Source organism: Streptomyces sp. NPDC002564 (assembly GCF_042889645.1).
GTDB lineage: Bacteria > Actinomycetota > Actinomycetes > Streptomycetales > Streptomycetaceae > Streptomyces.
This window is the reverse complement of the sequence record NZ_JBIARE010000010.1, coordinates 113,601-138,283: the sequence shown is the minus strand read 5'-3', so window position 1 is coordinate 138,283 and position 24,683 is coordinate 113,601. Positions and strand designations below refer to the sequence as shown.

The following is a 24,683-nucleotide window of genomic DNA, read 5'->3' as shown; positions in this document are numbered from 1 at the left end:
AGACCACCTTGACCCCTCGCGACCGCACCCGCCCGACCGCCCGGGCCGTGACCCTGACCGCCGCCTGCGGCGCCCTGCTGTGGGGTCTCGCGGCCCCGCCGGCCGGTGCCGCCGCCGGTCCCGCCCCCGGTGCCGCCGCGTCGGGCAAGGAGCGGAGCGAGCGTCCGGTCTGGGCCATCGCGCACCGCGTGCTGACCGTCGGCGGCGTCGACAAGGCGCTGGAGCACGGCGCGAACGCGATGGAGATCGACGCCACCGCCTGGAAGAAGGGCTGGTGGGCCGATCACGACGGGCTGCCGACGAGCGCGGGCAACACCATGGCGGAGATGTTCGACCGCATCGCGCAGCAGCGCAGGGCGGGCAAGAACGTCGGATTCGTCTGGCTGGACATCAAGAACCCCGACTACTGCGACAGCGGCGACCCGAAGTGGCGGCACTGCTCGACCGCGGCCCTGCGCGACCTGGCCCGCGCGAAGCTGGAGAGCGCCGGGGTACGGGTCCTGTACGGGTTCTACGGCACCGCGGGCAAGGCGGGCTGGAAGGACGTCGCGGGCGGCCTCAACCACCTCGAGGGTGTCGACATCAGCGGCGACTCCGCGGAAGTGGCGCGCCAGTACGACGAGTTCGGCGGTTCCGTCGCGCACAACCAACGGGTCATGGACAAGGGCCTGTTCAACCTGAGCCTGCCCACCGTCCTCGGGAAGGTCGAGGAGCAGCTGCGGCTGAGCGCGCGGGCCCGGGACCGCGGTTATCTCGCGCGCGTCTTCGGCTGGACGGCCGCGGCGGGCGACGACGGTGCCGCGCGGAGCCTGCTGGATCCCGCCGGGGGCGACGCCGACGGCCTGATCTACGGCCACCGGGCGTCCTGCTACCCCGACGGGGTGTCGGGCACCGGCGGGTGCGGCACGGACGAGTCGTCCGCGCGGCGGGCCATCGGCCACATCCACGACGTCGTGCAGGCGCACGGCGGGACCCGCCGCATGGCCACCACGGACGACGTCCCCTTCGGGAGCTGAGCCGGGAGCTGAGCGCCGGGACCCGACCTGCGCGACGATGTCCGGGGCCCGCTCGGGGCCACGACGTCATCACCGAGGGAGAGACATGACGGTTCAGCACGATCTGCCCGCCGGGCAGCCGCTCTACGGCTGCATGGGACTCGGCGGCAGCTGGGACGCCGCGCCGTACACCGCCTCGGACATCGCGCATGCGGAGGCCGCGGTGGAGGCCGCGCTGGACGCGGGCATCACGGCGTTCGACCACGCCGACATCTACCGGCGCGGCAAGGCCGAGGCGGTCTTCGGTGAACTGCTCGCCCGGTCCCCGGGCCTGCGCGAGCGGATCGTCCTGCAGACCAAGTGCGGGATCCGGCAGGCCGACGGCGGGCTGCCCGGCATGTACGACCTGCGGGGGCCGACCATCGTGCGGCGCGTCGAGGAGAGCCTCACCCGGCTGCGTACGGACGTGATCGACGTCCTGCTCCTGCACCGTCCCGACCCGCTGGCGGATCCGGCGGAGACCGCCGAGGCGCTGACGTCCCTGCACCGGCAGGGCCTGGTGCGCCGGTTCGGCGTGTCGAACATGAGCGCCGCGCAGATCGCCGAGCTGCGGGCGCATCTCGATCTGCCGCTGGTCGCCAACCAGTTGGAGATGAGCCTCGCGGACCGGGACTGGGTCGAGGCGGGCGTCCTGGTCAACACGTCCGCCGCGACCGGGAACGGCTTCCCGCACGGGACCCTCGAGTACTGCCGGGCCCACGACGTGCGGCTGCAGGCGTGGGGGGCGCTCGCCCAGGGCCGGTTCACCGGCCCTGACGCGGGCGACTCGGCGGCCGGGCGGCTGGTCGCCGACCTCGCCGAGCGCAAGCGGACCACGCCGGAGACGATCCTGCTGTGGTGGCTGCAGCGCCACCCGGCCCGGATCGCACCGGTCATCGGCACCACCCGGCCGGAGCGGATCCTGGCCTGCCGGGACGCGGTCGCCCGTGAGCCCGAGCTCACCCACGAGGAGTGGTACGAGCTGTGGGTCACCGCCCGCGGGGTCCCGCTGCCCTGACCGGGACGCCGCGCGGGTGCGGGGCCCGGGCCGTCCGTGGCGTCACGTCGCGCGCAGCGCCTTGGCGAGGACGGACTCGCCGGTGACCTCGACCCGGCCCTCCCGCACGCCCTGCCCGAGCGTGAGGTCGCCGCGGCCCACCGCGACGCACGTGTCGGCGTCCAGCGTGATGCCCGCGTCGGCCCCGTCCGGCGCGGGCCCGTCGCCGTAGGACTCGGCGTCCGGGGCGAGGCGCACGTGGAAGCTGCCCTCGGGGAGCCGTACCTCCGCCACGCCCTGCGCGCCCGCCGCCGCGAGGTGGCGCAGGAGCGGCAGGGCGAACCAGTGCGCCCGCACCGCGTCCGTGGGCGCGCGCTCGGCGAGGCCGGGCGCGCCCCACGCGGAAAGGGCCTCCAGGACGGGCAGCAGCGCACGTCCCCTGGGCGTGAGTTCGTAGACGTAGGCCGCCGAGGGCGGGGGCAGCCTGCGGCGCGTCGACAGGCCCCGCTGTTCCAGGTCCTTCAGCCGGGAGGCGAGCACGTCCGTGCTGACGCCGGGCAGGTCGGCGTGGAGGTCGGTGTAGCGGCGGGGCCCGACCAGCAGTTCCCTGACGACGAGCAGGGTCCAGCGGTCGCCCACGGCGTCGAGCGCCCGGGCTGCCGCGCAGTACTGGTCGTAGCTTCGGCGAGGTGGCATGCGACGCAGTCTAGACAAGTTGTTGGACTTTCCAAGCGGAGACTTGGTAAAACCAAGTACCACACGTCTCGGGAGGCACAGCGCATGGAGTTCCGGCAGTCGAGCAAGCTCAGCGAGGTCTGTTACGAGATCCGGGGCCCCGTCATCGAGCATGCCAACGCCCTGGAGGAGGCGGGCCACAGCGTGCTGCGCCTCAACACCGGCAACCCCGCGCTCTTCGGCTTCGAGGCGCCCGAGGAGATCGTCCAGGACATGATCCGGATGCTTCCCGGCGCGCACGGCTACACGGACTCGCGCGGTGTCCTCTCGGCCCGCAGGGCGGTCGTCCAGCGCTATCAGGCGCTCGGCCTGACCGACGTCGGCGTGGACGACGTCTTCCTCGGCAACGGCGTGTCCGAGCTCGTGACGATGGCCGTCCAGGCGCTCCTGGAGGACGGCGACGAAGTCCTCGTCCCCGCGCCGGACTTCCCGCTGTGGACGGCCGTGACGACCCTCTCCGGGGGCAAGGCCGTCCACTACGTGTGCGACGAATCGGCCGACTGGTACCCGGACCTCGACGACATGGCGTCGAAGATCACCGACCGGACCAAGGCCGTCGTGATCATCAACCCGAACAACCCCACGGGCGCGGTCTATCCGAAGGAGATCCTGGAGGGCATCCTCGATCTGGCCCGCCGGCACGGCCTGATGGTCTTCGCCGACGAGATCTACGACCGGATCCTGTACGACGACGCGGTGCACCACAGCGTCGCCGCCCTCGCGCCCGACCTCGTCGTCCTGACCTTCTGCGGCCTGTCCAAGACGTACCGGGTGGCGGGTTTCCGGTCCGGCTGGCTGGTCGTCACGGGGCCGCGGCAGCACGCGAAGAGCTACCTGGAGGGGCTGACGATGCTCGCCTCCATGCGGCTGTGCCCCAACGCCCCCGCGCAGTACGCCATCCAGGCCGCGCTCGGCGGCCACCAGTCGATCCACGAACTCACCGCGCCCGGCGGCCGGCTGCGCGAACAGCGCGACCGGGCCTGGGAGAAGCTCAACGAGATCCCGGGCGTCTCCTGCGTCAAGCCGAAGGGCGCGCTGTACGCCTTCCCGCGTCTCGACCCGAAGGTCCACCCGATCCACGACGACGAGAAGTTCGTGCTCGACCTGCTCCTCCAGGAGAAGATCCAGGTCGTGCAGGGCACCGGCTTCAACTGGGCGCGCCCCGACCACTTCCGCATCCTGACCCTGCCGCACGCCGACGACCTGGATGCGGCGATCAGCCGTATCGGCCGGTTCCTCAGCGGCTACCGCCAGTGACCCCGGACCCCGGGAGCCCCGCCGTGCCGCCCTGCGCCACCTGCGCCGCGCCCGTCCGGACCCAGTTCGCCTCGCCCGACCTCGTCGGACCCATCGTGTACGAGGACTTCGACCGCGCCGCGGACCCGGCCTGGCGCACCTCGGGCGCGGCCACCGTGGAGGACTACGCGCGCTGGTGCGGCCACCTGTGCGGCCTGACGTGCTTCCGGATGTGGCTCGGCCCCGGTGCGCCCACCCTGTTCGCGCTGCGGGACGGCGCGCTGAAGTACGGCGCGTACACCGAGGCGGACGGCGTGATCCGCGGCCTGGTCTACGCCCCCTTCGCGGAGTACGCCCGCCAGGAGCACGGCGCCGACGCCCGGGTGCACCGGCACCTGTCCGTCGAGGAGATCTGCGCGCTCCTCGACGAGGGGCGGCAGGTGATCGCCTCCGTGCACTTCGAGATCCGCCGCCCGCACCGCCCGGCGCCGGGCCGCGGCGGTCACCTGGTGCTGCTGACCGGCCGCACGCCCGACGGCTCGCTGCACTTCCACAATCCGTCGGGCACCGCCCCGGCGAGCCGGACGGCCCTGCTGTCCCCCGCCGCTTTCGAGCCGTTCTTCGCCGGGCGCGGGGTGTCGCTGCGCTGACACGGCGTCACCCCGGCTGCCAGGATGGCGCCATGATGCGTGGAGGCAGGGTCGCCGTCGTCGGTGGCAGCGTCGCCGGGTGTGCCGCGGCCCTGGCCGCGCACCGGGGCGGCGCGGACGAGGTCACCGTGTACGAGCGGGCCGCGGGCGGCCTGGCGGAGCGCGGGGTCGGGCTCGCCGTGCACGACTCCCGTTACGCGGAGCTGGAGTCGGCCGGCTACCTGGACGCGGCCATGCCGTGGGTGCAGCTGCGGCGGCGGCGCTGGTACGTGCGGGACGCGTCGGCCGGCACCGCGGTGGGCCGGGAGATCGCCGCCATGCCCTTCCCCTTCCGCACGTACAACTGGGGTCCGCTGTGGCGGGAGTTGCGCGGCCGGCTGCCGCACGGCGTGGACTTCCGCGCGGGCTCCCCGGTGCGGCAGGTGGTGCCCGTGTCCGACGGCGTCGAGGTGGTCACCGATTCCGGCAGCGCACGCCACGACCTCGTCATCGGCGCCGACGGCTACCGCTCGACGGTCCGCGCCGCGCGCTTCGGCGACGTACGCCCCGCCTACGCGGGCTATCTCGCCTGGCGCGGCGCCTTCCCCGAGGCCCGCCTCGCCGATCCGCACCTGTGGAGCGCCGACGACTGCGCGTACGCGGTGTTCCCCGGCGGCCACGTGATCGTCTACCGCATCCCGGACGGCGCGGGCGGACGGCGCGTCAACTGGGTCCTGTACACCGCCCCGCCCCCGGACCTCGACCTCGGGCTCGGCCTCGACCTGCGGCTCACCGGCCCCACCGGCCTGCCGCCCGGCGGCCTGACCCGGGCCCTCGCCGCCCACCTCACGCATGTGGCCGACGAGCTCCTGCCGCCCTACTGGGGCGCCCTGCTGCGCGCGACGGCACCCGACGAGCTGTTCCTGCAGCCGATGTACGACTTCGCCGCGCCCCGCTGCACCGACGGCCGCGTCCTGCTCGCCGGGGACGCGGCCGCCGTGGCCCGCCCGCACACCGGGGCGGGCGCGGTGAAGGCGCTGCAGGACGCGACCGTCCTGGAGTCCGCCCTCGCCACGGCCGACACCTGGGCGGACGCGCTGGACACCTACGACACCGACCGGACCGTCTCCGGGCGCGCGATGGTCGACCTCGGGCGGCGGCTCGGCGGGGCGCTCGTCCAGGCGACGCCCGACTGGCGGGCGATGGACCAGTCGGCGATGGAGGCCTGGTGGCGCCGGGCGGACGGGTCGGGGGCGTTCGGCGGCCGGCGCCTCGGGAACTGACGCCGGCACCCCTCCCCGGGGGTGATGCGTAGTCAGGCGGTGGCCCTGCGTGCGCTTCTGATCTCGTTTTGGGGATGCGCGCCGGAGATCAATAAGATCCGGCGATGATCACAAGACAACGGCCGGCGGCCTGGGTGATCGCCCTGCTCGCCGCCCTGACCGCCGGGCTCGTCACGGCAGGCCCCGCCGCGGCCGATGACGACGACGAACCGGCACAGCCCTCCCCCAAGGTCGAGCTGGTCCTCGACGTCAGCGGCTCCATGCGGGCCCGCGACATCGACGGCAAGTCGCGCATGGCCGCCGCGAAGCAGGCCTTCAACGAGGTCCTGGACGCGACCCCCGACGAGGTCGCGCTCGGCATACGCACCCTCGGCGCCAACTACCGCGGCGACGACCGCAAGGCGGGCTGCAAGGACAGCGAGCTGCTCTACCCCGTGGAGCGGCTCGACAAGGCGGGCCGCACCGACGCGAAGACCGCCGTGGCGACGCTCGCGCCGACCGGCTGGACCCCGATCGGCCCGACGCTGCTCAAGGCCGCCGACGACCTGACGGACGACGAGGCCGGGCGCAGCCGCCGCATCGTGCTGATCTCCGACGGCGAGGACACGTGCCAGCCGCTCGACCCGTGCGTGGTCGCCCGCGAGATCTCCGCCAAGGGTATCCATCTGACCATCGACACGCTCGGCCTGGTGCCGGACGCCAAGACCCGCGACCAGCTCAGCTGCATCGCCGAGGCGACCGGCGGCACGTACACCTCGATCCGGCACACCGACGAACTCTCGGGCCGTGTCAAGCAGTTGGTGGACCGTGCCGCCGACCCGGTGGTCACCCCGGTCGAGGCGAAGGGCGCCGCGCAGTGCACCGCCGCGCCGAAGCTGGAGTCGGGCCTCTACACCGACCGCGAGAAGTTCGGCGAGCACCGCTGGTACCGCGTGGAGGTCCCCGCGGGCAAGGAACTGCGCGCCTCCGTGAGCGTGTCCGCCGACCGGGCCGTCCACCCGGACTACGGCGTGCTCCTGCGCGCCGAGACGCCGGGCGGCCGGGAGATCGTGCGCGGCCAGGAGTCCGGCGACGGGCGCACCGACGTCATCTCGACCGGCCTGCGCTACCCGCGGCCCGAGGCGGACGACGCCGACGAGGACGCCAAGTACGGTGCGAGCGAGACCGTCTGTCTGCGCGTCAGCAACTCCTTCTCCGCGCCCGCGTCGGTGAAGACGTCGCCGGGCCTGCCCGTCGAGCTCGCCGTCGACCTGGTCGACTCCCCCGACGACGCCTCCGACGTCGCCTTCTTCGGGCTCGGCCACGGCTGGTGGCTGCTGGGTCTGCTCGTCCTCGTCGGCTTCCTCGCCGGTGTGCTCTGGGGCTGGCTGTCGCGCTGGCGCTTCGCGGTCTGGAGGACCAACTGATGCGTACGACACGTGTGGCGCGGCGCCTGGCCGCCGTGACCGGTGCCGCCCTGCTGCTCCTCGCGGGCACCGCGGGCACGGCCCTCGCGGACGGCGACGAGAAGGGCGACGCGCCGACCGAGGCGGGCACGTCGTTCCGTACCGCCACCGCGATCCGGCCGGACCAGGACGCCACGGCGGAGGCGTCCACGGGCGACTACCTGTACTGGGCGTTCCCCGTGGACACCGGGCAGCGCGCCACCGTGCACGCCACGGTGAAGCTGCCCGACGCCGCCGCCCGGCAGGCCGCGTCGACCTGGCAGGTCGACGTGTACGACGGGCTGCGGCGCCGCCAGGCCTGCCGGCTCGGCACGCCCACCCGCACGGCCGCGCAGGACGCCGCCTCGGTCTCCCTCTCCTGCACGCTGCGCACGGTGCGGGCCTGGTCGGAGCAGTGGGCGAACGACCCGCTGCCGGGCACCTACTACCTGCGGCTCACGGTCACCGACCTCAAGGCGGACGACCTGGGGCTGCCGGTGCGGGCCGAGACCAAGGTCACCACGACCGACGCGGGCGGCGCGCAGGCGGTGGACGGCTCGCTCGGCGAGCCCCTGGTGCCGGGCGCGGGCTCGGACGACCGGCGGCCCGCCGCCGCCACCGGGCCCGAGGACGGCTGGTCCGGCGGCTGGTGGTCCTCGCGCTGGCTGTGGACGGCGGCCGGCGGCGTCCTCGCGGCGCTGGCGGGCGTCGGCGGATACGCCCTGACGCGCGGCTCGGGTCGGCCCGCACGGGTGCCGCAGGGCCTGTGACGAGGCCCCCCTCACGCGCGTGACCTGCACCGCGTGGCAGTCTCGGGGGTGGCGGGACCGGACGGTTCCGCCACCCCGGAAGAACAGGATCTTCGCGACCATGGGCGATCTGCTCCTCGTCCGGCACGGCGAGACGCCGTGGGCCCTCTCAGGGCAGCACACCAGCTGGACGGACATCCCCCTCACCGACAACGGCAGGGCACAGGCCCGCTCGCTGGCGCCGCTCGTCGGCACGTACCGGATCGGTGCGGCGTTCACCAGTCCGCGCGCGCGGGCCCGCGAGACCGCGGAGCTGGCCGGGTTCGGGAACGCGCTGGTCGACCCGGACCTGAGCGAGTGGGAGTACGGCGCGTACGAGGGCCTGACGACCCTGGAGATTCACCGCACCGACCCGGACTGGTACCTCTTCACGGACGGCGTGGCGCCCGGCCCGCCCGACCACCCCGGCGAGTCGCCCGAGCAGGTCGGCGAGCGCGCCGACCGGATGCTGGCCAAGATCGACGCGGCGCTGGCCAACAACGAGGGCAGCGTGGTCGTCTTCGCGCACAGCCACTTCCTGCGGGTCCTCACGGCCCGCCGCCTGGGCCTGCCCGTCTCCGGCGGTTCGATGTTCCTGCTGGCCACGGGGACCGTGAGCCGGCTGAGCACCGAGCACGGCAGGCCGGTGGTGGCCGGCTGGAACCTCCGCCCGCAGCCCGCCGCCTGACGGAGGAATCCCCGGATTCCGGCGCAATGCTGGGCTTCCGGGCCGATTCCGGAGGATCCGAGGCATTCGACAGCCGCATTCTTGATCATCAAGACTGCGGCCATGCGATACGGCGTGAATCTCCTCAACTTCGGCTCCGGCACGACCCCCGAATCCCTCGTACGGCAGGCGACCGACGCACGCGACCTCGGCTTCGAGTTCGCGATGATCTCCGACCACATCGCGGTGACGCCCGACGTCCACGAGGTGTATCCGGCGCCGTTCTACGACCAGTTCGTGCTCGCCGCGCACCTCGCGGGGCGGGTGCCGGGGCTGCGGCTCGGCACGACCATCACCGTCATCCCCTACCGGCACCCGCTGCAGACCGCCCGGCTCGCGGCGAACATCGACCGGCTCAACGACGCCGGGTTCATCCTGGGCGCGGGCGTGGGCTGGTCCGCCGCCGAGTACGAGGTGCTCGGCGTGCCCTTCCGCGAGCGCGGCGCGATCACCGACGAGTACCTGGCGGCGATCCGCGCCGCGTGGACCGAGGACCCCACCTCGTTCCGGGGGACGTACGTCTCCTACGAGGGCGTGCGCACCGCCCCGGCCCCCGCGACCCGCCCCCACCTGCCCGTCTGGGTGGGCGGCAACTCCCGCGCCGCGCAGCTGCGGGCGGCGCGGCTCGGCGAGGGCTGGCACCCGTTCATGCCGACCGCGGACCTGCTCCGCGAGGCGCTGCCCCGCCTCGCGGACGAGGCCGCGTCCGCGGGCCGCGCGACCCCCGCCCTGGTGCCGCGGCTGCAGATACGCGTCGGGCCGCGGCAGGACGGCGCGGACCGCCCGCTCGGCCACGGCAGCGTGGAGCAGATCCGCGCCGACCTGGAGACGCTGGCCGCGCTCGGCGCCACGGACGTCCTCCTGGACACCTATCCGGGCAGCCCCGGGGAGCGGGCGGACGCGGACGAGGACCGGCGGGTCCTGGAACTCCTGATGACCTCGGCCTCCTGATGTCAGTGGCACAGGGCACCATCGGAGGCAGGTGACCGAACCGGCCGGGGAAGGGGTGCGTGCGGTGAAGCCTCCGACAGCCGCGCAGCGACGGATCATCGAGGCGGCCGACCCGGCGACGGGGCGGCTGTCCGGCACGGAGCACCAGCTGACGGCCCTGGTGCGGGCCCGCCTCGCCTTCCGCCACCCCCGGCCGCCGCACGCGTACTTCCTGACGCCCGCGGGCCACCGCATACGGGACGAAGACACCGCCCCCGCCCCCGCGCCGCGGGAGCCGTCGCCGGCGACCGCGTCCACCGGCGTCTTCGCCGCCCGCACCGGCACGGAGACGGCCCCCGCGGGCCCCGAGGGCCCGGCCCGCGCGCGGGAGGTGCGCAGCGCCTGGGAGGGCCTGGTGGAGCTGCGCCGCATGACGAACGCGGACGGCGCCCGCGACCGCCCGTGCGCCTGGGAGCGGACGCATCTGGTGCAGGCGGCGGCGCTGGTCCTGGAGGCGTCGGGCCGCCTCCCCGCGGCTCCGGGCCGGGACGGCTACCGGGTGGCGGACACCCCGCAGCCCGAGGCCGTCGCCGTCCGCGACCCGGCGCCGGACGGACTGCGCGCCTGCGCGGCGGCCCTGGAGCGGGCGGGCTGGCAGACGAGCGAGCACGCGGGGGCGCGGGCGGCCGGACGGTATCTGCTGGCGTCGCCGCGGCGGACGTGAGCCCGCCTCGCTCCTGGCGGACGTACGCCTCGCGCCGGGCCGATCACGGCGTGCGGCTCAGGCCCGCCGGGCGAACACGGCAAGCGGCTCAGGCCCCGGCCCGCCCCGCGAGACGCCTGATCGTCCAGCACATGCACAGGACCGCCGCCACCAGCGCCAGGTCGATGAGCGCGGAGACCGTCATGGCGTGCGCGTAGTCCCCGGCGGACGGGTCGGCGCCGAGCACCGCGAAGAAGACGGCGCCGACGACGGCCACCCCGGCCGAGCTCGCGAACTGCTGGGTGGTGGTGAGCACTCCGGAGGCCGCGCCCGCCTTCGCCGGCCGTACCCGGACGAGGGCGGCACCGATCAACGCGGGCAGCACGAGGCCGTTGCCGCACCCGACCAGACACAGGCACAGCACCACCGGGAGCACCGCGACCGGGCCGTCGGAGAAGCCGTCGGAGAAATGGAGGAGCATCGTCAGGAGGAGCAGCCCGGTCCCGGTGGTCGCGCTTCCAGCGACGAGGACCGTGGTGCCGTACCGGTTCACGAGGCTCCTGCCGAGCAGCGAGCTCGTGGCGAAGAGCAGGCCCATGGGGGCGAAGGCGAGTCCGGCCGCGGCGGGGCCGAGGCCGAGTCCGGACTGCAGCAGCAGCGTGAGGGTGAACATGAAGCTGCCGAAGTAGAGCTGGAAGGCGACCCCGGCGACCAGCCCGGAGCGGAACGACGGACTGCGGAACAGCGTGAGGTCGAGGACCGGGCTGCCCGAGCGGCGGGCCAGGGCACGTTCCCAGAGCAGCGTGCCGACGGCCACCGGCACGGCGGCTCCCAGGCAGGTCCACGACCAGGCGGGCCACCCCGAGGCGTGGCCGAGCGAGAGCGGCAGCAGGATCAGGACGAGCGTCAGGCAGACACCGGCCGCACCGACCGGGTCGAGGCCGGTGGTCCTGCCGGGGACGGGGGCCGGCAGTCGGCGGGCCGCGAGCAGCGCGGCGAGCGCGCAGACCGGCACGTTCACCAGGAAGATCAGCCGCCATCCCGGCACCGGCAGGTGGGTCTGCAGGAGGGCGCCGCCCAGCACCTGTCCCGCGATGGAGCCCAGGCCGCCGGCCATGCCGTAGGCGGCGAGTGCGCGCGGCTTGGCCGCGGCCGGGACGTGGGCGGTGATCACGGCGAGCACCTGCGGGACCATCAGGGCCCCCGCCGCGCCCTGCACCAGGCGTGCCGCGACGAGCTGCCCCGCGGTGGCCGTGATGCCGCACAACAGGGAGGCGGCGGCGAACGCGACCATGCCGACGACGAAGAGGCGGCGGTGCCCGTAGAGGTCGCCGAGCCTGCCGCCGGTGATCATCCCGCTGGCGAAGGCGAACGCGTACCCGCCGACGACGAGTTCGAGCGTTCCCGCACCGGCGTGCAGGTCGCGCTCCAGGGAGGGCGCGGCCACGTTCACGACGAAGAAGTCGAACTGGACGATGAACATCGCCGATACCAGCACGCTCAGGACCAGGAGGCTGCCGGGGGCCGACGGCTTCCCGTCGCGCGCGGCGAGCGAGGGGACGGCAGGCAACACGACTCCTTGGTGGAGAGGTCGGGGGCACGACGATCACTCCGCACGCTAGGACGCGTGGCCGACCCAGGCAATCGGAATTCGGAAGTCCTCTTCCGTCGAACGGAATCTCCGCACCCGGAATGCCGCCCCCCGCCCCGGGGTTGACGTGTCCGATCGTCCAGCGCCAGGTGCCGGGCGCCACGCGCGGCGGCACCGGGTGAAGTCCAGCGAAGGGAACGCAGTGACCGAGCCGTACTCCGTGAGCATCTCCGTCCGCGGCTACGAGACCGACTCGCAGGGCCATCTCAACCAGGCCGTCTACCTCCAGTACGCCGAGCACGCCCGCTGGTCCCTGCTGCGGGCCGCCGGGATCGAGCAGGCCGATCTGCTGGGCAAGGGCGTCGGGCCCGTGGCCCTGGAGAACACCGTGCGGTACCGCAGCGAGCTGCGCGCGGGCGACGACATCACGGTGAGCTGCCGGTTCGTGTGGGGCGAGCGCAAGACCTTCCGCACCGAGCAGACGATCGCCAAGGCGGACGGCACGGTGGCCGCCACGGTCATCGGCGTCGCGGGCCTGCTGGACCTCCAGGAGCGGCGGATGGTGACGGATCCGCTCGACCACTTCCGGGCGCTGGCGTCCGACCCCGGACTGCTCGGCCTGTAGCGGCGGCGCGGTCCGCGGCGGCCGCCCGGCCCGGGCGGCGGCGTGACGGCGGGGCGAAGAGGCGGCGCAGGGCAGGACAGGGAAGGGCGGGACAGGACAGGACAGGGCAGGAAGGGAAGGGCAGGGCAGGACAGGGCAGCCGACCGTGTCCATGACATCGTCACGCAACCGTCCCACGACGTTCACACGACGATGCGCACATCCGTGCCACTCTCCCGGTGGTTGATTGGTCAACCCGCGTAGACCGCACGCCTGTTGGACGGGCGTGCGGCGCGCGAAGCCTCCGGGAAAGGACAACCCCCACATGCCCCTCCCGCGCGTACGCCGCTGGAAACCGCTGGCCCTGACCGCCGCCGCGGTCCTCGCCGGCCTCACCGTGCCGGTCACCGCCACGGCCTCCCCCACCACGGCCCCGGCGCCCGCAGCCGCCGGCGCCTACAACGACACGTACTACGACGACACGTACTACAAGGACGCGCTCGGCAAGACGGGCCCCGAGCTGAAGTCCGCGCTGCACACGATCATCAGCGAGCAGACCAAGCTCTCCTACGACCAGGTCTGGGACGCGCTGAAGACCACCGACCAGGACCCGGCCAACAGCGCCAACGTGATCCTGCTCTACAGCGGCACCTCGCGGAGCAAGGGCAGCAGCGGCGGCGACCAGGGCGACTGGAACCGCGAGCACGTGTGGGCCAAGTCGCACGGCGACTTCGGCACGTCGACCGGTCCCGGCACCGACATCCACCACCTGCGCCCCGAGGACGTCACGGTCAACAGCATCCGTGGCAACAAGGACTTCGACAACGGCGGCAGCGCGGTCGAGGGCGCCCCCGGCAACCTCACCGACGGCGACTCGTTCGAGCCCCGCGACGCGGTCAAGGGCGACGTCGCCCGCATGATCCTCTACATGGCCGTGCGGTACGACGGCGAGGGCGGCTTCCCCGACCTGGAGCCCAACGACAAGGTGGACAACGGCAGCGCGCCCGCCATCGGCCGTCTCTCGGTCCTGAAGCAGTGGAGCGACGAGGACCCGCCGGACGCGTTCGAGAAGAACCGGAACCAGGTCATATTCGACTCGTTCCAGCACAACAGGAACCCGTTCATCGACCACCCGGAGTGGGTGGAAGAGGTCTGGTGACCTGACCGGCCGGCTCAGCGACCGCCGCCACCGCCACCGCCCTCGAACTCCTTGGGCGGTGGCCCCCCACCGGTGTCGGCGAAGAACTGCCAGAGCGTGACCGCGGCCACCGCCTGGGCGACCAGGTAGGCCAGCTGGAGCGAGAAGTACCGCATCTGGTAGATCGACAGGAGCAGCCCGAACCGGCTCTGCCAGAACCGGCGTTCGCCCTGGAAGATGTCGAGGTCCAGGGCGATGCCGGTGAGCGTGAGGACGAGCAGCATCGTCACGACGACGAGGCCCGAGTCCCCGTACCCGAGATCCATGAACCAGTTGCCCAGCGCGTCGGCGCCGACGGGCAGCGCGAAGGCCGCCGCGACGGCCAGCGCCTTGACCGGCCCGCGCCGCCCGGGCAGACGGCGCCAGAGCGCGCCGAGCACGAAGCCCGCGCCCGCCCAGCTGACCTGCCAGACGACGAAAGCGCACACCAGGTCCGGCAGCCCGAAGCCGTAGTACGCGGTCCAGCGCCAGTTGTCCCCGCGGATCCAGCCGGACCACACCAGCACCGTGCTGGCGGGCAGGCCGAAGAAGCAGGCGATGAGCGCGCCCCGGCGGCCGTTGCCCCACCAGGTGTCGCGCGGGCCCATGGCCAGCGCCACGTCGACCACCGACACCCGGGAGGGCAGCCGGTCGGGGCCGCCCGCGCGGCCGGTCCAGGTATGCAGCCCGCGTACCTCCTGCTCCAGCAGGCGGCGTTGGAGTATGTCGTCGTCCGACTGGCCCGCGTCGAGGCGGCGCATCTGCGCGTGGATCTCGCGGTAACGGCGGGCCCGGCCGAGGATGTCGGAGCGCCGGGCGGCGGTGACCGTGTCGCCGAGCCGCTCGCCGGTCGACTCCAGGGGGTGTTCGAGCACGGTCCGGCTGGTGCCGACGGCCGTGACCAGGCGCAGGGCCGCCATGTTGAGCAGCAGCCATACCCCTTCGAGCAGGTGGTTGTTGGCGTACGCGCCGAGGCCGAGGCCGACCATGACGGGGAAGAAGAGCAGGAACAGGCGCCGGTCCGCGGCCTCGGCGACCGGCGACTCGGTGGCGCGCGGCACGGCGGCCCGCAGCGCGGCGAGGACGACGAGGCCGGTGACGAGCCAGCTGAGCCCGAACCACCAGTTCTGGAAGTTGGCGCTGAACCAGGTGAGGTCGCCCCTGATGTCCTGGAGGTGCGCGATGCCGTACTGCGGGTCGCCGCGGCGGCTCAGCCAGGAGATGCGCCGCCAGTCCCGTTCCACGGTCAGCGTGTAACAGGTGCCGACGAACGCCGTACCGGCCAGGACGGCGGGGAGCGCGTACCGCGCCCGCAGCACGCGCGGGGCGTGCGGCGCCGTCCTGCCCGGCGGCAGGAGACCGCACTCCCGGGACGCGCGCCAGACGGCCGCGGTGAGGCCGAGCAGGCCGAGGGCCAGCACGCTGCCGTGCGCGGCGAACAGCGCGTACACCGCCCGGTCCGGTGCGGACTGGAGGAGCTCCATCGACGGGGGCAGGTCGAACCACCGGGGCGCGCAGGACACCACGAGAGCGGGTGCGGCGAGCGCCGCCGCCGTCCAGACGATCGTGCGGCGCGGCCTGCCGAAGGCGAGCGCGAGGGCGCCGAGGCCGAGGGTGAACGGCAGGCTGAGGCGCTGCTCCCGGTCGTACCAGAGTTCCTTGTCCCCCAGCGTCCTGGCCGTGCGGTACAGCACCTCGTCGCCGAGGACGACGACGATGAGGCCGAAGGAGACCCACGCCCAGTCGCTCAGCGTGCGGGCGGCGGCGGTCTCGGCCGCGGTGACGGCGCCGCGTCGGCGGATCCGGCGGGCCGCGTACAGCATCAGCACGCTCGCCAGGACGGTCCAGGAAGCGGCGCCCGCGTTGCTCACGTTGGCGAACAGCAGCCGGTCGTCCTGCGCCGCGAAGGAGCGCCGCCAGTCCGGTGCGAGGCGCACCGCGACGGGCGGCGGCGACTTCTCTCCCTTGGGCCGCCACACCAGGGCGGTGTCGCCCTCGCGGGTGGTCGGCTTCGGCTCGGCGGACTCCGCGCCGGGCGCACCGGGATCCACCAGGATCTTCGTCCAGTTCACCCGGCGCAGGGCGGGGGCGGGGTCGAAGTGGATCCGCCAGCGGGCGGTGCCCAGTTCGATCCACCACGGCCCGAACCCGATCCAGCCCGTGGCGTCCTCGATCCACGCGAAGGTGTCGACGACGACCTTGAAGCCGCCCTTCTCCGCCGCGACCCGCGGACTGCCCCCGGGCCGCCACTCGCTTCCCCAGGAGAACTGCGTGGCGTACGGGCGGGTCAGGCATCCCATGGCCTTGCGGTACGCCCCGGAGTCGTGGCCCAGGAGCAGGGACTCGGCGTGTCTCCAGGACCTGGGGACGTGCACGGTGAGCCGGGCGGTCGCCTTGGTGTGCACGCGGCCGCCGTGCCGGAGCCGGACGGAGGCGCCGGCCCGCGCCCTGTCGAGGCCCGCGCTGTCGCACCGCCGGTCCCCCGGCTGCTCCGCCGCTCCCGCCCGCACGGGGTGCCGCTCCGGCGCGGCGGCCGCCGGCCGGGCGGGCCCGAGACCCGCGCACAGGGCGAGCAGCGGCACGACCACGACGACCGCGGCCACACGTAGCCGTCCCAATCGACGCCCCCCGCCCCCGAGTTGCTGTGCGCGCCAGTGTCCCGCACGCGCTCCGACGGCGCGCGGGGTTCGACGTGATCCCCTGCTGCGGACGGATGCGGACGGATGCAGACGGATGCGGACGGATGCGGACCGCTACCGACGGATGCGGACGGCTGCCGGATCGTGCCCGCCTGCTGCCGGATCGTGCCTGCCTCCTGCCGACAGGTGCCGGGTGCGGACATCCCGCGGCCACCGCATGCGAACACATGGCCACTTGCTGCCACCGTTGACCCCTCGCGCGGGGCGCGGCCACACTGTCGCCACCATGCCGAGCACACCCGGATCCACGAACAGCGCGAGCGCTCCGAGCACCGACCAGGTCGTGTCCCTGCGGGGCGAGCGCGAGCTGGTGCGCCGGGCGGGCGGCCTGCTGACCGGCGCCCGCGACGAGTTGCTGTGCGCGGCGGCCGACCTGGCGACCTTCTCGCCCGCCGTGCACGCCGCGTTCACCGAGGGCGGCCGTCCGCCGCCCGCACCGGAAGGACCCGCGCTGCGGGGGCTGTACGCGCCGCGGGCCCTCGCGGGCCGGGAGGCCGAGGAACGCCTGCTCAGGATCGCCGAGTCGGGGGCGCAGGTGCGCATCGCGACGGCGCCGCTCGCGCACGAGGCGATCGTCGTCGACCGGCGCGTCGCGATCCTCGCGGGGGCGACGGTGCGGGGCGTGCGGACCTTCACGGTGATCCGGTCGCCCGTCGCGGTCGAGGGCGTCAGGGCGGTGCTGCACGCGGCGTGGGAGACCGCGGCCGATCTCACCGAGTTCCGCCGCACGCGGCCGCCCGCGCTGGACGAGCAGGCGCGCCGGATCCTGCGGGAGCTGAGCGCGGGCCGGACCGACGAGGTCGCGGCGCGGGAGCTCGGGATGTCGCTGCGCACGTACCGCAGGCGCGTCGCCGACCTGATGACGGTGCTCGGCGCCACCTCCCGGTTCCAAGCGGGATTGCGGGCCCGCGAGTTGGATCCGGGCAGACGGGGTGGGGCAGACAACTGAAACGGACGGCGAATCCGTCTAGATTGGTACTTGATCGTCGAACTGTTCAGTGCGACGGGCGTGTCCACACGCCCGGATCGCTGTACGCCGCCAGGAGGCTCCCGTGTCGGACAACGACCCCCAGTTCGGTTCCACCGCTGACATACGCGCGCGCATCGACACCAGCACGCCGCACTCGGCGCGTTTCTGGAACTACTTCGTGGGCGGCAAGGACAACTACGAGAAGGACCGGGAGCTCGGCGACCACATCAAGCAGATCTTCCCCGGCCTGGTCGACGTGGCGCGCACCAGCCGCCTCTTCCTCGGCCGCGCGGTCCGTCACCTGGCCACGGAGCAGGGCGTACGGCAGTTCCTCGACATCGGCACGGGTCTGCCGACGGCGGACAACACGCACGAGGTCGCCCAGCGGGTGGCCCCGGACTCGCGGATCGTCTACGTCGACAACGACCCGCTGGTCCTCGCCCACGCGCGGGCCCTGCTCACGAGCACGCCCGAGGGCGAGACGGCGTACATCGACGCGAACCTGTACGAGCCCGAGGCGATCCTCGCGGAGGCGGCGAAGACGCTGGACCTGTCCCAGCCGGTCGCCCTCATCATCCTCAACACGCTCGGTCACGTCGCCGACCACAAGCAGGCCGCCGACCTGGTGTCCCGCCTCATGGCGGGCCTGCCGTCCGGCAGCCACCTGGTCATCAGCGACTCCACGTCGACCAGCGAGGGCATGATCGCGGCGTCGAACGAGTACAACAAGAGCGGCGCGATCCCCTACTACGTCCGCGGCGTCGAGGAGATCGGCGGCTTCTTCGACGGCCTGGAGCTGGTGGAGCCGGGCGTCGTCCAGGTCACGCGGTGGCGCCCGGAGACGGACGACGAGACGGTGGTCGACGCGTACGGGGCGGTGGCGCGGAAGCCGTAGCGTCGCGTGGTGGGGGGCCGGTGCCACCCACCGGCCCGCCCCCCTGCCCCTGTCGCTGTCCGTCCCCCTCCCTCTCCCTTTCCCTTTCCTCTCCCTTTCCCCTGTCGGCACCCCTCCCCCTGACCGATGACTTCCCGCCACCGCTCCGGTCTCCCTTACGTGGCATACGTGGAGCACGGATACGTGGAGCACGGACCGGTGGACGAGGAGAGGGTGGCCCCATGAACGGCACAGGCCTGCGGGACGTTCTGGAGGCGCACGTCGGCAAGGGGCCCGGGGCGGCGCCGGGCGCGGTCGGCCTGGTGGCGCGCGGCGACCGGGTCGAGGTGTGCGCCGTCGGCTCGGCCGACACCGACGGCAGCGCGCCGATGGCCCGGGACTCGCTGTTCCGGATCGCCTCGATCACCAAGCCGATCGTGGCGGCGGCCGTCCTGATGCTGGTCGAGGACGGGCGGCTGGGCCTCGACGACCCCGTCGCGCCCTGGCTCCCGGAGCTGGCAGCGCCGCGGGTCGTGCGGACCCCGTCGGCACCGGTCGACGACGTCGTCCCGGCCGCCCGCCCCATCACCGTCGAGGATCTGCTGACCTTCCGGGCCGGTTACGGCTTCCCGTCCGACTTCGCGCTGCCCGCGGTGCGGCCGCTGTTCGACGAACTCCGGCAGGGGGCACCGGAGCCGGAGCACGAGCGGGGGCCCGACGCGTGGATGGCGGCGCTGGCGCGCGTACCGCTGCTGCACCAGCCGGGTGAGGCGTGGCTGTACAACACCTGCTCCGACATCCAGGGCGTCCTGATCGCGCGGGCCGCGGGCCGTCCACTGCCCGAGTTCCTCGCCGAACGCATCTTCGCGCCGCTGGGCATGACGGACACGGGATTCCACGTGCCGCCCGCCGCGCTCGACCGCTTCACCAGCTCCTACCGGCCCGATCCGCAGGACGGCACGGCGCGGCTCGTGGACGCGGCGGACGGCCGGTGGAGCCGGGCGCCGGCCTTCCCCTCGGGCGCGGGGGGCCTCGTCTCGACGGTCGACGACTGGTACGCCTTCGCCCGCTTCCTGCTGGCCCGGGGCACGGCCGACGACGGCCGCCGGCTGCTGTCCGCCGAGTCGGTCGCCCGCATGACCACCGACCACCTGACCCCCGCCCAGCGTGCGGCGAGCGCCCTGTTCACGGAGGGCCAGGGCTGGGGCTACGGCGGCTCGGTCGACGTCGCCCGCACGGCACCGTGGAACGTCCTGGGCCGCTACGGCTGGGTGGGCGGCACGGGCACGACGGCCCACGTCACCCCGGCCACGGGCACGGCGGCGATCCTCCTGACCCAACTCCAGATGACGGGCCCGACGCCGCCGGCGTCGATGCGGGACTTCTGGACGTACGCGGCGGGGGTGTAGCCCCCGGGGGCCTCCCTCGGCGGCTCAAGCGCTCCGCAGCCCCCGACGCGCCAGGTCATGGGCGACCGTGCCGAAGTCCGTTCCGATGAACTCCGTTTCGGTCGCGCTGTGGGCGCCGGACCCCCACGCGTACACGGGGGCCTCGCCGTCCGGGCCGACCCGGCTCGTGTCGAGGACGAAGTAGCCGCCCATCCCGTCGGGCCGGAACGCCACCAGCTGCGGTGCAAGCCCCGCGGAGTCCCGGAGGTCGAGGGTCTCCGTGACCGCCCCCAGCATCTGCCCCTCGCGCAGAACGATCCCGTAGAACTCGTCCCCGGCCACGTCGCAGTCCCCGAGCTCGCGCAGGAACAGCTTGTACGACGCGGGAAGGACCACGCCCAGGCGCCGCTCCGCCTCGGCGATGTCGTCGTCCGAGCACCCCCCGGCGAAGACCGACTCCTCCGGGTGATCCCGCACGAGCCGCACGAACTGCTCTGCTTCCCTAATTCCCATCTCGGCTCTCCACGTATGCTCTTGCGCGGTCTTTCCAGTATTGCTTGCGCCAGATATCGAATTCTTCTCGGTTGATCCCGGACGGTATCTTCGTTCCCGATTTCCAATGCAATTGATGATAGTTGCCGAAGTGCATGCCGTGCGTCAGCTCCGCCATCGGTCCGTCCTCGGTCTGCAGCATATGGTGCACGTTCATCGGGCGGCCGTCGGGGCCCAGGGGCGCGAGCCCCTGCTGCATCCGCTTGAGGTTGGAGCGTCCGTACCTGTCGCGCGCCTGTATGGCCTCGGGATTGTCGAGTACCAGGTCATCGCGCTGATAGACACGCTGCCCCCGGTACTCGACGAGGCTCCAGAAACGGCACGAAGGCGCCAGGCCGAGATGGTCGGTCCATAGGTGGGGGTTGTGGACGTAGGTAGCGGGATTTGGAGCGGGTGAGAGCCCGAGGGGGTCGAGCGAGGCATAGCGGCCCGTCTCGGCTTCATAGTGGCGGAAATAGTTGTAGTGCAGCCCGGTTTCCGGGTCGTGATACTGCCCCGGGAACCGCAGTGGGGTGTGTGTGCGGGCATCCCCTTCCCACGCCGTGACGCCCCACAGAGTGCTACGGCCGCGCCAGGCGACGGCTCCGTCCTCGTCGAGGAGCTCGGTCGGCGTACCGACCAGATCGGTGACGATGGCGAAGAACCTTGAGTCGATCGCGTGCTGCGGAGCTTCGGCGGCGCCGACACGTTCGGTCTGCGTGATGGGGCACAGGCCTTGGTGGTCCCAGGTGAGGGTGATCGAGTCCGGGAGCTCATCGCCGGCCGTGGTCTGCTCACACAGCAGTGCTCCGTCCCAGGTGAAGTCGACCCGTTCCACCACGGACTCGCCGTCGTCCCCGAGACGGGCCTTCGCGATCCGTCGCCCCAGAGGGTCATAGGTGTAGCGCCATCGGGTGCCCTCCGGAGTCACGACCGATACGAGTCGGTCTTCCGCGTCCCACTCGTACCGCCATGTGTCCGCCTTGCGCGACAACCGCGTCTTCTGACGGAGCACGAGGCGGCCGCCGGCGTCGTACCGGTACCGGACACGGCCTGCGCTCGACAGAGTCGTACCGGCATACTCACGCCGCCCCTGTGCCCCCTGACCCGGGTGATCCGAGGGCCATGAGGCGTCGGTCTGGCCGCCTGCCAGGTCGTACGCATACGTCTCACGCCAGCCCTCGGCCCGGACGTGTGTGACGCGTCCTGCCGGATCGAGGTCGAACTGCGTCGCGCTGCCGCCGTGTTGCTCAATTCCGGTCAGACAACCGTCGGCGCGGTACCGATAGGAGCGTTCCTGGACTCGCCGCCCGCCGGAACCCGTGACGCGCTGAGACGCCGGACGGCCCAGTACGTCGAAGACATGCGAAATGGTGAGGTGATCACCGACATGCCGGGACACCTCGGCCCCTGCCTCGTCGTACTCGAAACCGAGACGCCTGTCGCCTGTCAGCAGGCTGCTGCGGTTGCCCGCCTCGTCGTAGGTCCACGCGCTCACCGCGCCGGTCGGGGTCACGCGTCGCGAACGTCGGCCCAACGCGTCGTAGGCAGAGGACATGGTGCGGCCGTTGACGGTCTCGGACAGCACCTGGCCGGTTGCGTCGCGCTGCATCTCCACGACGGCGTCCGGGGCAGCGGCACCTGTCATCCGGCCTGCCGGGTCGTAGGTGAATTCCGTGATGCGGCCCGCCGCGTCCTTGCGTCGGACCGCGCCCAGTTCGTCGCGATCGAAACGAATGACTTCGCCGAGCGGCGTCACTCGTTCCTTGAGCCGACCAGCCGCATCGTGGCGATATCTCTGCAGCCTGCCGTCGAAGTCGACTTCCTCCACCATGCGGCCCGCAGCGTCGAACGCGTAGGCCCAGGTCGATCCGAGCGGATTACGCACCCGGACGAGGCGGAGTTCGCTGTCGTACATGAACTCGTGACGGGCGCCGTCCGGATCCGTGCGTGCGGCCAGCAGGTCGAAGTGGGTGAACTCGAACCGGGTGACGCGCCTTTGGGGATCGGTGTGCGAGGTGCAGTTGCCCTCACCGTCATAGAGCCATGTCTCCTGCGTACCGTCGGCGGCGCCCCTGCGGGACAACCGGCCCTCGACAGTCCACTCCAGAAGGGTCTGCGCACCCAAAGGGTCCGTCAGGACCACGGGCTGCCCCAGTGCGTCACGCCGGTACGAGGTCACCGCTCCGCGGGCGTCGGTCACCTCGACGGGGAGGCCTGCCTTGTCGTTACGGATCGTGGTGCTGTGACCGAGAGCATCGGCGACGCGGGAAAGGCCGCCGTTGCTGTCGTAGGAGAGGCGCGTGGCACGGCCGACGGCATCGGTCACGGTCACCGGGTTGCCCGCGCCGTCGTATTCCTGGGACCAGCGCGACCCGTCCGCCTCCACCACCAGCGTCGGCAGGCCGAGCCCGTTGTACTGCGAGACGATCGCTCCGCCGTCCGGGCGCGTCACTCGGGTGACATGACCCGCCGGATCGTAGGTGTACTTGGTCGCGTGCCCCAGCGGATCCGTCACCGCGGTCAGCCGCAGTTCCTCGTCCCAGTCCTGTCGTGTCACGTGGCCGAGGGGATCCGTCTCGCGGATCAGGCGGTACGACTCGTTGTGCGCGTAGGTGCGGACGCGGCCGAGGGAGTCCGTCACCCGCGTGGTGCGGGTCGCCTCGTCGTACGTGAGGGTGGAGGCCAGCGCGTCCCCCGTGCCGCCGGTGGCCGTGACGCGGCCGCGCTCGTCGTAGGCGTACCAGTACGTCGTGCCGTTGCGGTCGGTCCAGGAGGTGACACGACCTTCAGCGTCGTAGGTGTAACGCATGGGCAGACCCGAGGAGTTGGTCTCCTCCACGAGTCGGCCCGACGCGTCGTAGCCGAAGGTGACCAGCGGGGTGCCGGGCGCCGAGGCATCGACGGGGTCCAGGAGGCGCAGGCCCGTGACCCGGGAGTCGGACCCGTCCCGGTCCAGAGCGATGCGGTAGCCCCCGGAGTGGCTGACCACCGCCGGGACGTCCCCCTCCGCGTACTCGATGGTGACGCGGTTGCCGTTGCGGTCCTGGACGTACTGCAGCGGCACGTCGACGGCCTCGCCCCCGGCGGCCGGGACCGGGCTGTGGAAGACCTGGACGATCCCGGTGTCGGGGTCCGTGACGCACAGCGCGCCGTCGAAGCCGTCGGCCCAGGACAGGGTCAGGCGCGAGCCGGGAGTGTCGGGACGCACCGCCTCGCCGCTCTCCGCGTCGGGGAGGGGGAAACAGATCCGGGCGCCGTCGGCGGCCGCGTAGACGAAGCCGTCCTCGTCGGCCTGGACGCGCTGGTCCAGGGTCGAGGCCCACGACGGGCCGAACCAGCCGCCGAAACGGTACGAGGAGAGGTGTGTCCGCTCCAGGATCAGCGGCAGAACTCCCGGCAGCCGCACGTCGACGCGCGGGAGCGCCATGTCACCGGTCGCCACGTCGATCGGGTCGCGGACGAACTTCTTGAGCGCGTTGCGCACCGAGGCGGGGAGCTTGTCGAAGCCCGGCCGCAGGGCGAGGCGCTCGAAGGAGGCGCAGTTGAGCTTCATGGCGCCGCGCAGTTTCGAGAGGTCCTTGGGGCTGAGCTTGCCCAGGCCCTTGCCGAGCAGCGTGCCCAGGCTGCCCAGGCCGACGCCCAGGGCCGCCCCCAGGGCGAGCGTCTCGGCGAGCTTCCCGGGGTCCTTGAACGTCGACGGGTCCTTCAGGAGCGTGTCGAGCGCCGCGAACTTCGCCCCCTCCCCCGCCATCTTGCCGACCCGTGCAACCGTCTTGATCTCCTTGAGCGCCTTCAGCGCCCGACGCAGGCCGCGGATGACCTCCAGAACGGCGCGGATGGTGCGCGCCATCGCCGTTCCGGCGTGCTCGATGCGGCCGATGAGCGCCATCACTTTCGCGAAGCGGGCGCCTGCGGCGAGGCTCCCGACCACGGCGGAGGCGCCGCCGGTGAGGACGGAGAGGGCGAGGCCCGCCATCTCCACCTCGATGATCTCGACGATGATGACGTTGAGTTCGGTCAGGAGCCCGTGCGCCTCGTCGGCGTACTTGTCCAGGGCGTCGGCCCCGTCGCGCAGCGAGTCCGCCATCTTCGTGGCCTGCGAACGGGTCTTCCTGGACCGCTTGTTGAACTCGGTGGCGGTCTTGCCCTCCCACGTCACATCCCGCAGGGCGGCTTCCGCGTCCTTGACGGAGGCGTCCACGGCCTTCGCCAGCGAGCGCCACTTCTTGGCGATCTCCCGGACGCCGTCCGGGTCCACGGCCGGGTCGGAGATCCCCAGGAACTCCATCATGCTGGCCGTGTTGTCGCCGGCCATGTGGTTGAACTTGTTGATGTAGTGCAGGGGGTTGAGGTCGACCAC

Annotated in this window: 20 protein-coding genes; 15 read left to right on the top strand and 5 right to left on the bottom strand. The window is 72.9% G+C overall.

Annotated elements, in window-relative coordinates; translation table 11 throughout:
• Window positions 1–8: 8 nt before the first annotated feature.
• Window positions 9–1,016, top strand: a complete 1,008-nt coding sequence (locus tag ACFYXE_RS30120; RefSeq protein ID WP_389317944.1) for a phospholipase — start codon at window positions 9–11, stop codon at window positions 1,014–1,016.
• 85 nt (window positions 1,017–1,101) lie between these two features.
• Entirely contained in the window at window positions 1,102–2,052 is a 951-nt protein-coding gene (locus ACFYXE_RS30115) for an aldo/keto reductase family oxidoreductase (protein WP_389317941.1), read from the top strand.
• A 42-nt stretch (window positions 2,053–2,094) separates the two neighbouring features.
• Here the strand turns inward: ACFYXE_RS30115 and ACFYXE_RS30110 are convergent, their stop codons facing one another.
• A complete protein-coding gene (locus ACFYXE_RS30110; RefSeq protein ID WP_389317938.1) occupies window positions 2,095–2,727 on the bottom strand; it encodes a winged helix-turn-helix transcriptional regulator in 633 nt (210 codons plus the stop codon).
• Window positions 2,728–2,811: 84 nt separating this feature from the next.
• On the opposite strand from ACFYXE_RS30110, the gene ACFYXE_RS30105 reads away from it, so the two are divergent.
• From ACFYXE_RS30105 to ACFYXE_RS30070, 8 genes are all read left to right on the top strand, one after another.
• Window positions 2,812–4,023, top strand: coding sequence for a pyridoxal phosphate-dependent aminotransferase (locus ACFYXE_RS30105; protein ID WP_389317935.1), 1,212 nt, complete (start codon window positions 2,812–2,814; stop codon window positions 4,021–4,023).
• Between the two features lie 23 nt (window positions 4,024–4,046).
• Window positions 4,047–4,652, top strand: a complete 606-nt coding sequence (locus ACFYXE_RS30100) for a peptidase (protein WP_389317932.1) — start codon at window positions 4,047–4,049, stop codon at window positions 4,650–4,652.
• 35 nt (window positions 4,653–4,687) lie between these two features.
• The gene (locus ACFYXE_RS30095; RefSeq protein WP_389318186.1) at window positions 4,688–5,914 is read left to right on the top strand and encodes an FAD-dependent monooxygenase; all 1,227 of its coding nucleotides are present in this window, start codon (window positions 4,688–4,690) and stop codon (window positions 5,912–5,914) included.
• Window positions 5,915–6,018: 104 nt separating this feature from the next.
• The gene (locus tag ACFYXE_RS30090; protein ID WP_361165779.1) at window positions 6,019–7,320 is read left to right on the top strand and encodes a VWA domain-containing protein; all 1,302 of its coding nucleotides are present in this window, start codon (window positions 6,019–6,021) and stop codon (window positions 7,318–7,320) included.
• A complete protein-coding gene (locus tag ACFYXE_RS30085) occupies window positions 7,320–8,108 on the top strand; it encodes a hypothetical protein (RefSeq protein ID WP_389317929.1) in 789 nt (262 codons plus the stop codon). The genes ACFYXE_RS30090 and ACFYXE_RS30085 overlap by 1 nt, the downstream gene beginning before the upstream one ends.
• Window positions 8,109–8,208: 100 nt before the next feature.
• On the top strand, window positions 8,209–8,814 hold the full coding sequence (locus ACFYXE_RS30080; RefSeq protein WP_389317926.1) for a histidine phosphatase family protein: 606 nt from the start codon (window positions 8,209–8,211) through the stop codon (window positions 8,812–8,814).
• Window positions 8,815–8,916: 102 nt separating this feature from the next.
• Complete coding sequence (locus ACFYXE_RS30075) at window positions 8,917–9,804, top strand: TIGR03619 family F420-dependent LLM class oxidoreductase (protein ID WP_389317923.1); 888 nt, start codon at window positions 8,917–8,919, stop codon at window positions 9,802–9,804.
• Window positions 9,805–9,868: 64 nt separating this feature from the next.
• Complete coding sequence (locus ACFYXE_RS30070) at window positions 9,869–10,507, top strand: hypothetical protein (protein ID WP_389317920.1); 639 nt, start codon at window positions 9,869–9,871, stop codon at window positions 10,505–10,507.
• 88 nt (window positions 10,508–10,595) lie between these two features.
• Here ACFYXE_RS30070 and ACFYXE_RS30065 read toward each other — a convergent pair whose 3' ends face one another.
• Window positions 10,596–12,059: an MFS transporter gene (locus ACFYXE_RS30065; protein WP_389317917.1), complete on the bottom strand. Its 1,464-nt coding sequence runs from the start codon at window positions 12,057–12,059 to the stop codon at window positions 10,596–10,598.
• Window positions 12,060–12,279: 220 nt separating this feature from the next.
• Here ACFYXE_RS30065 and ACFYXE_RS30060 point away from each other — a divergent pair, with 220 nt between their 5' ends.
• Window positions 12,280–12,702, top strand: a complete 423-nt coding sequence (locus ACFYXE_RS30060) for an acyl-CoA thioesterase (RefSeq protein ID WP_361165761.1) — start codon at window positions 12,280–12,282, stop codon at window positions 12,700–12,702.
• Window positions 12,703–13,006: 304 nt separating this feature from the next.
• The gene (locus tag ACFYXE_RS30055; RefSeq protein ID WP_389317913.1) at window positions 13,007–13,840 is read left to right on the top strand and encodes an endonuclease I family protein; all 834 of its coding nucleotides are present in this window, start codon (window positions 13,007–13,009) and stop codon (window positions 13,838–13,840) included.
• A gap of 14 nt (window positions 13,841–13,854) precedes the next feature.
• On the opposite strand, the gene ACFYXE_RS30050 is transcribed toward ACFYXE_RS30055, so the two are convergent.
• Entirely contained in the window at window positions 13,855–16,461 is a 2,607-nt protein-coding gene (locus tag ACFYXE_RS30050) for a DUF6185 family protein (RefSeq protein ID WP_389317910.1), read from the bottom strand.
• Between the two features lie 322 nt (window positions 16,462–16,783).
• Between ACFYXE_RS30050 and ACFYXE_RS30045 the strand changes: the two genes are divergently transcribed.
• The 3 genes from ACFYXE_RS30045 to ACFYXE_RS30035 all read left to right on the top strand — a co-directional run bounded on the left by ACFYXE_RS30045 (window position 16,784) and on the right by ACFYXE_RS30035 (window position 19,810).
• Complete coding sequence (locus ACFYXE_RS30045; protein WP_389317907.1) at window positions 16,784–17,506, top strand: DNA-binding response regulator; 723 nt, start codon at window positions 16,784–16,786, stop codon at window positions 17,504–17,506.
• Window positions 17,507–17,609: 103 nt separating this feature from the next.
• A complete protein-coding gene (locus ACFYXE_RS30040) occupies window positions 17,610–18,422 on the top strand; it encodes an SAM-dependent methyltransferase (protein WP_361165749.1) in 813 nt (270 codons plus the stop codon).
• 221 nt (window positions 18,423–18,643) lie between these two features.
• On the top strand, window positions 18,644–19,810 hold the full coding sequence (locus ACFYXE_RS30035; protein WP_389317903.1) for a serine hydrolase domain-containing protein: 1,167 nt from the start codon (window positions 18,644–18,646) through the stop codon (window positions 19,808–19,810).
• 24 nt (window positions 19,811–19,834) lie between these two features.
• On the opposite strand, the gene ACFYXE_RS30030 is transcribed toward ACFYXE_RS30035, so the two are convergent.
• Window positions 19,835–20,302 (bottom strand): SMI1/KNR4 family protein, encoded by a 468-nt coding sequence (locus tag ACFYXE_RS30030; RefSeq protein WP_389317900.1) that lies wholly within the window; start codon window positions 20,300–20,302, stop codon window positions 19,835–19,837.
• Complete coding sequence (locus tag ACFYXE_RS30025) at window positions 20,292–24,638, bottom strand: HNH/ENDO VII family nuclease (protein WP_389317897.1); 4,347 nt, start codon at window positions 24,636–24,638, stop codon at window positions 20,292–20,294. The genes ACFYXE_RS30030 and ACFYXE_RS30025 overlap by 11 nt, the downstream gene beginning before the upstream one ends.
• Window positions 24,639–24,683: the final 45 nt, after the last annotated feature.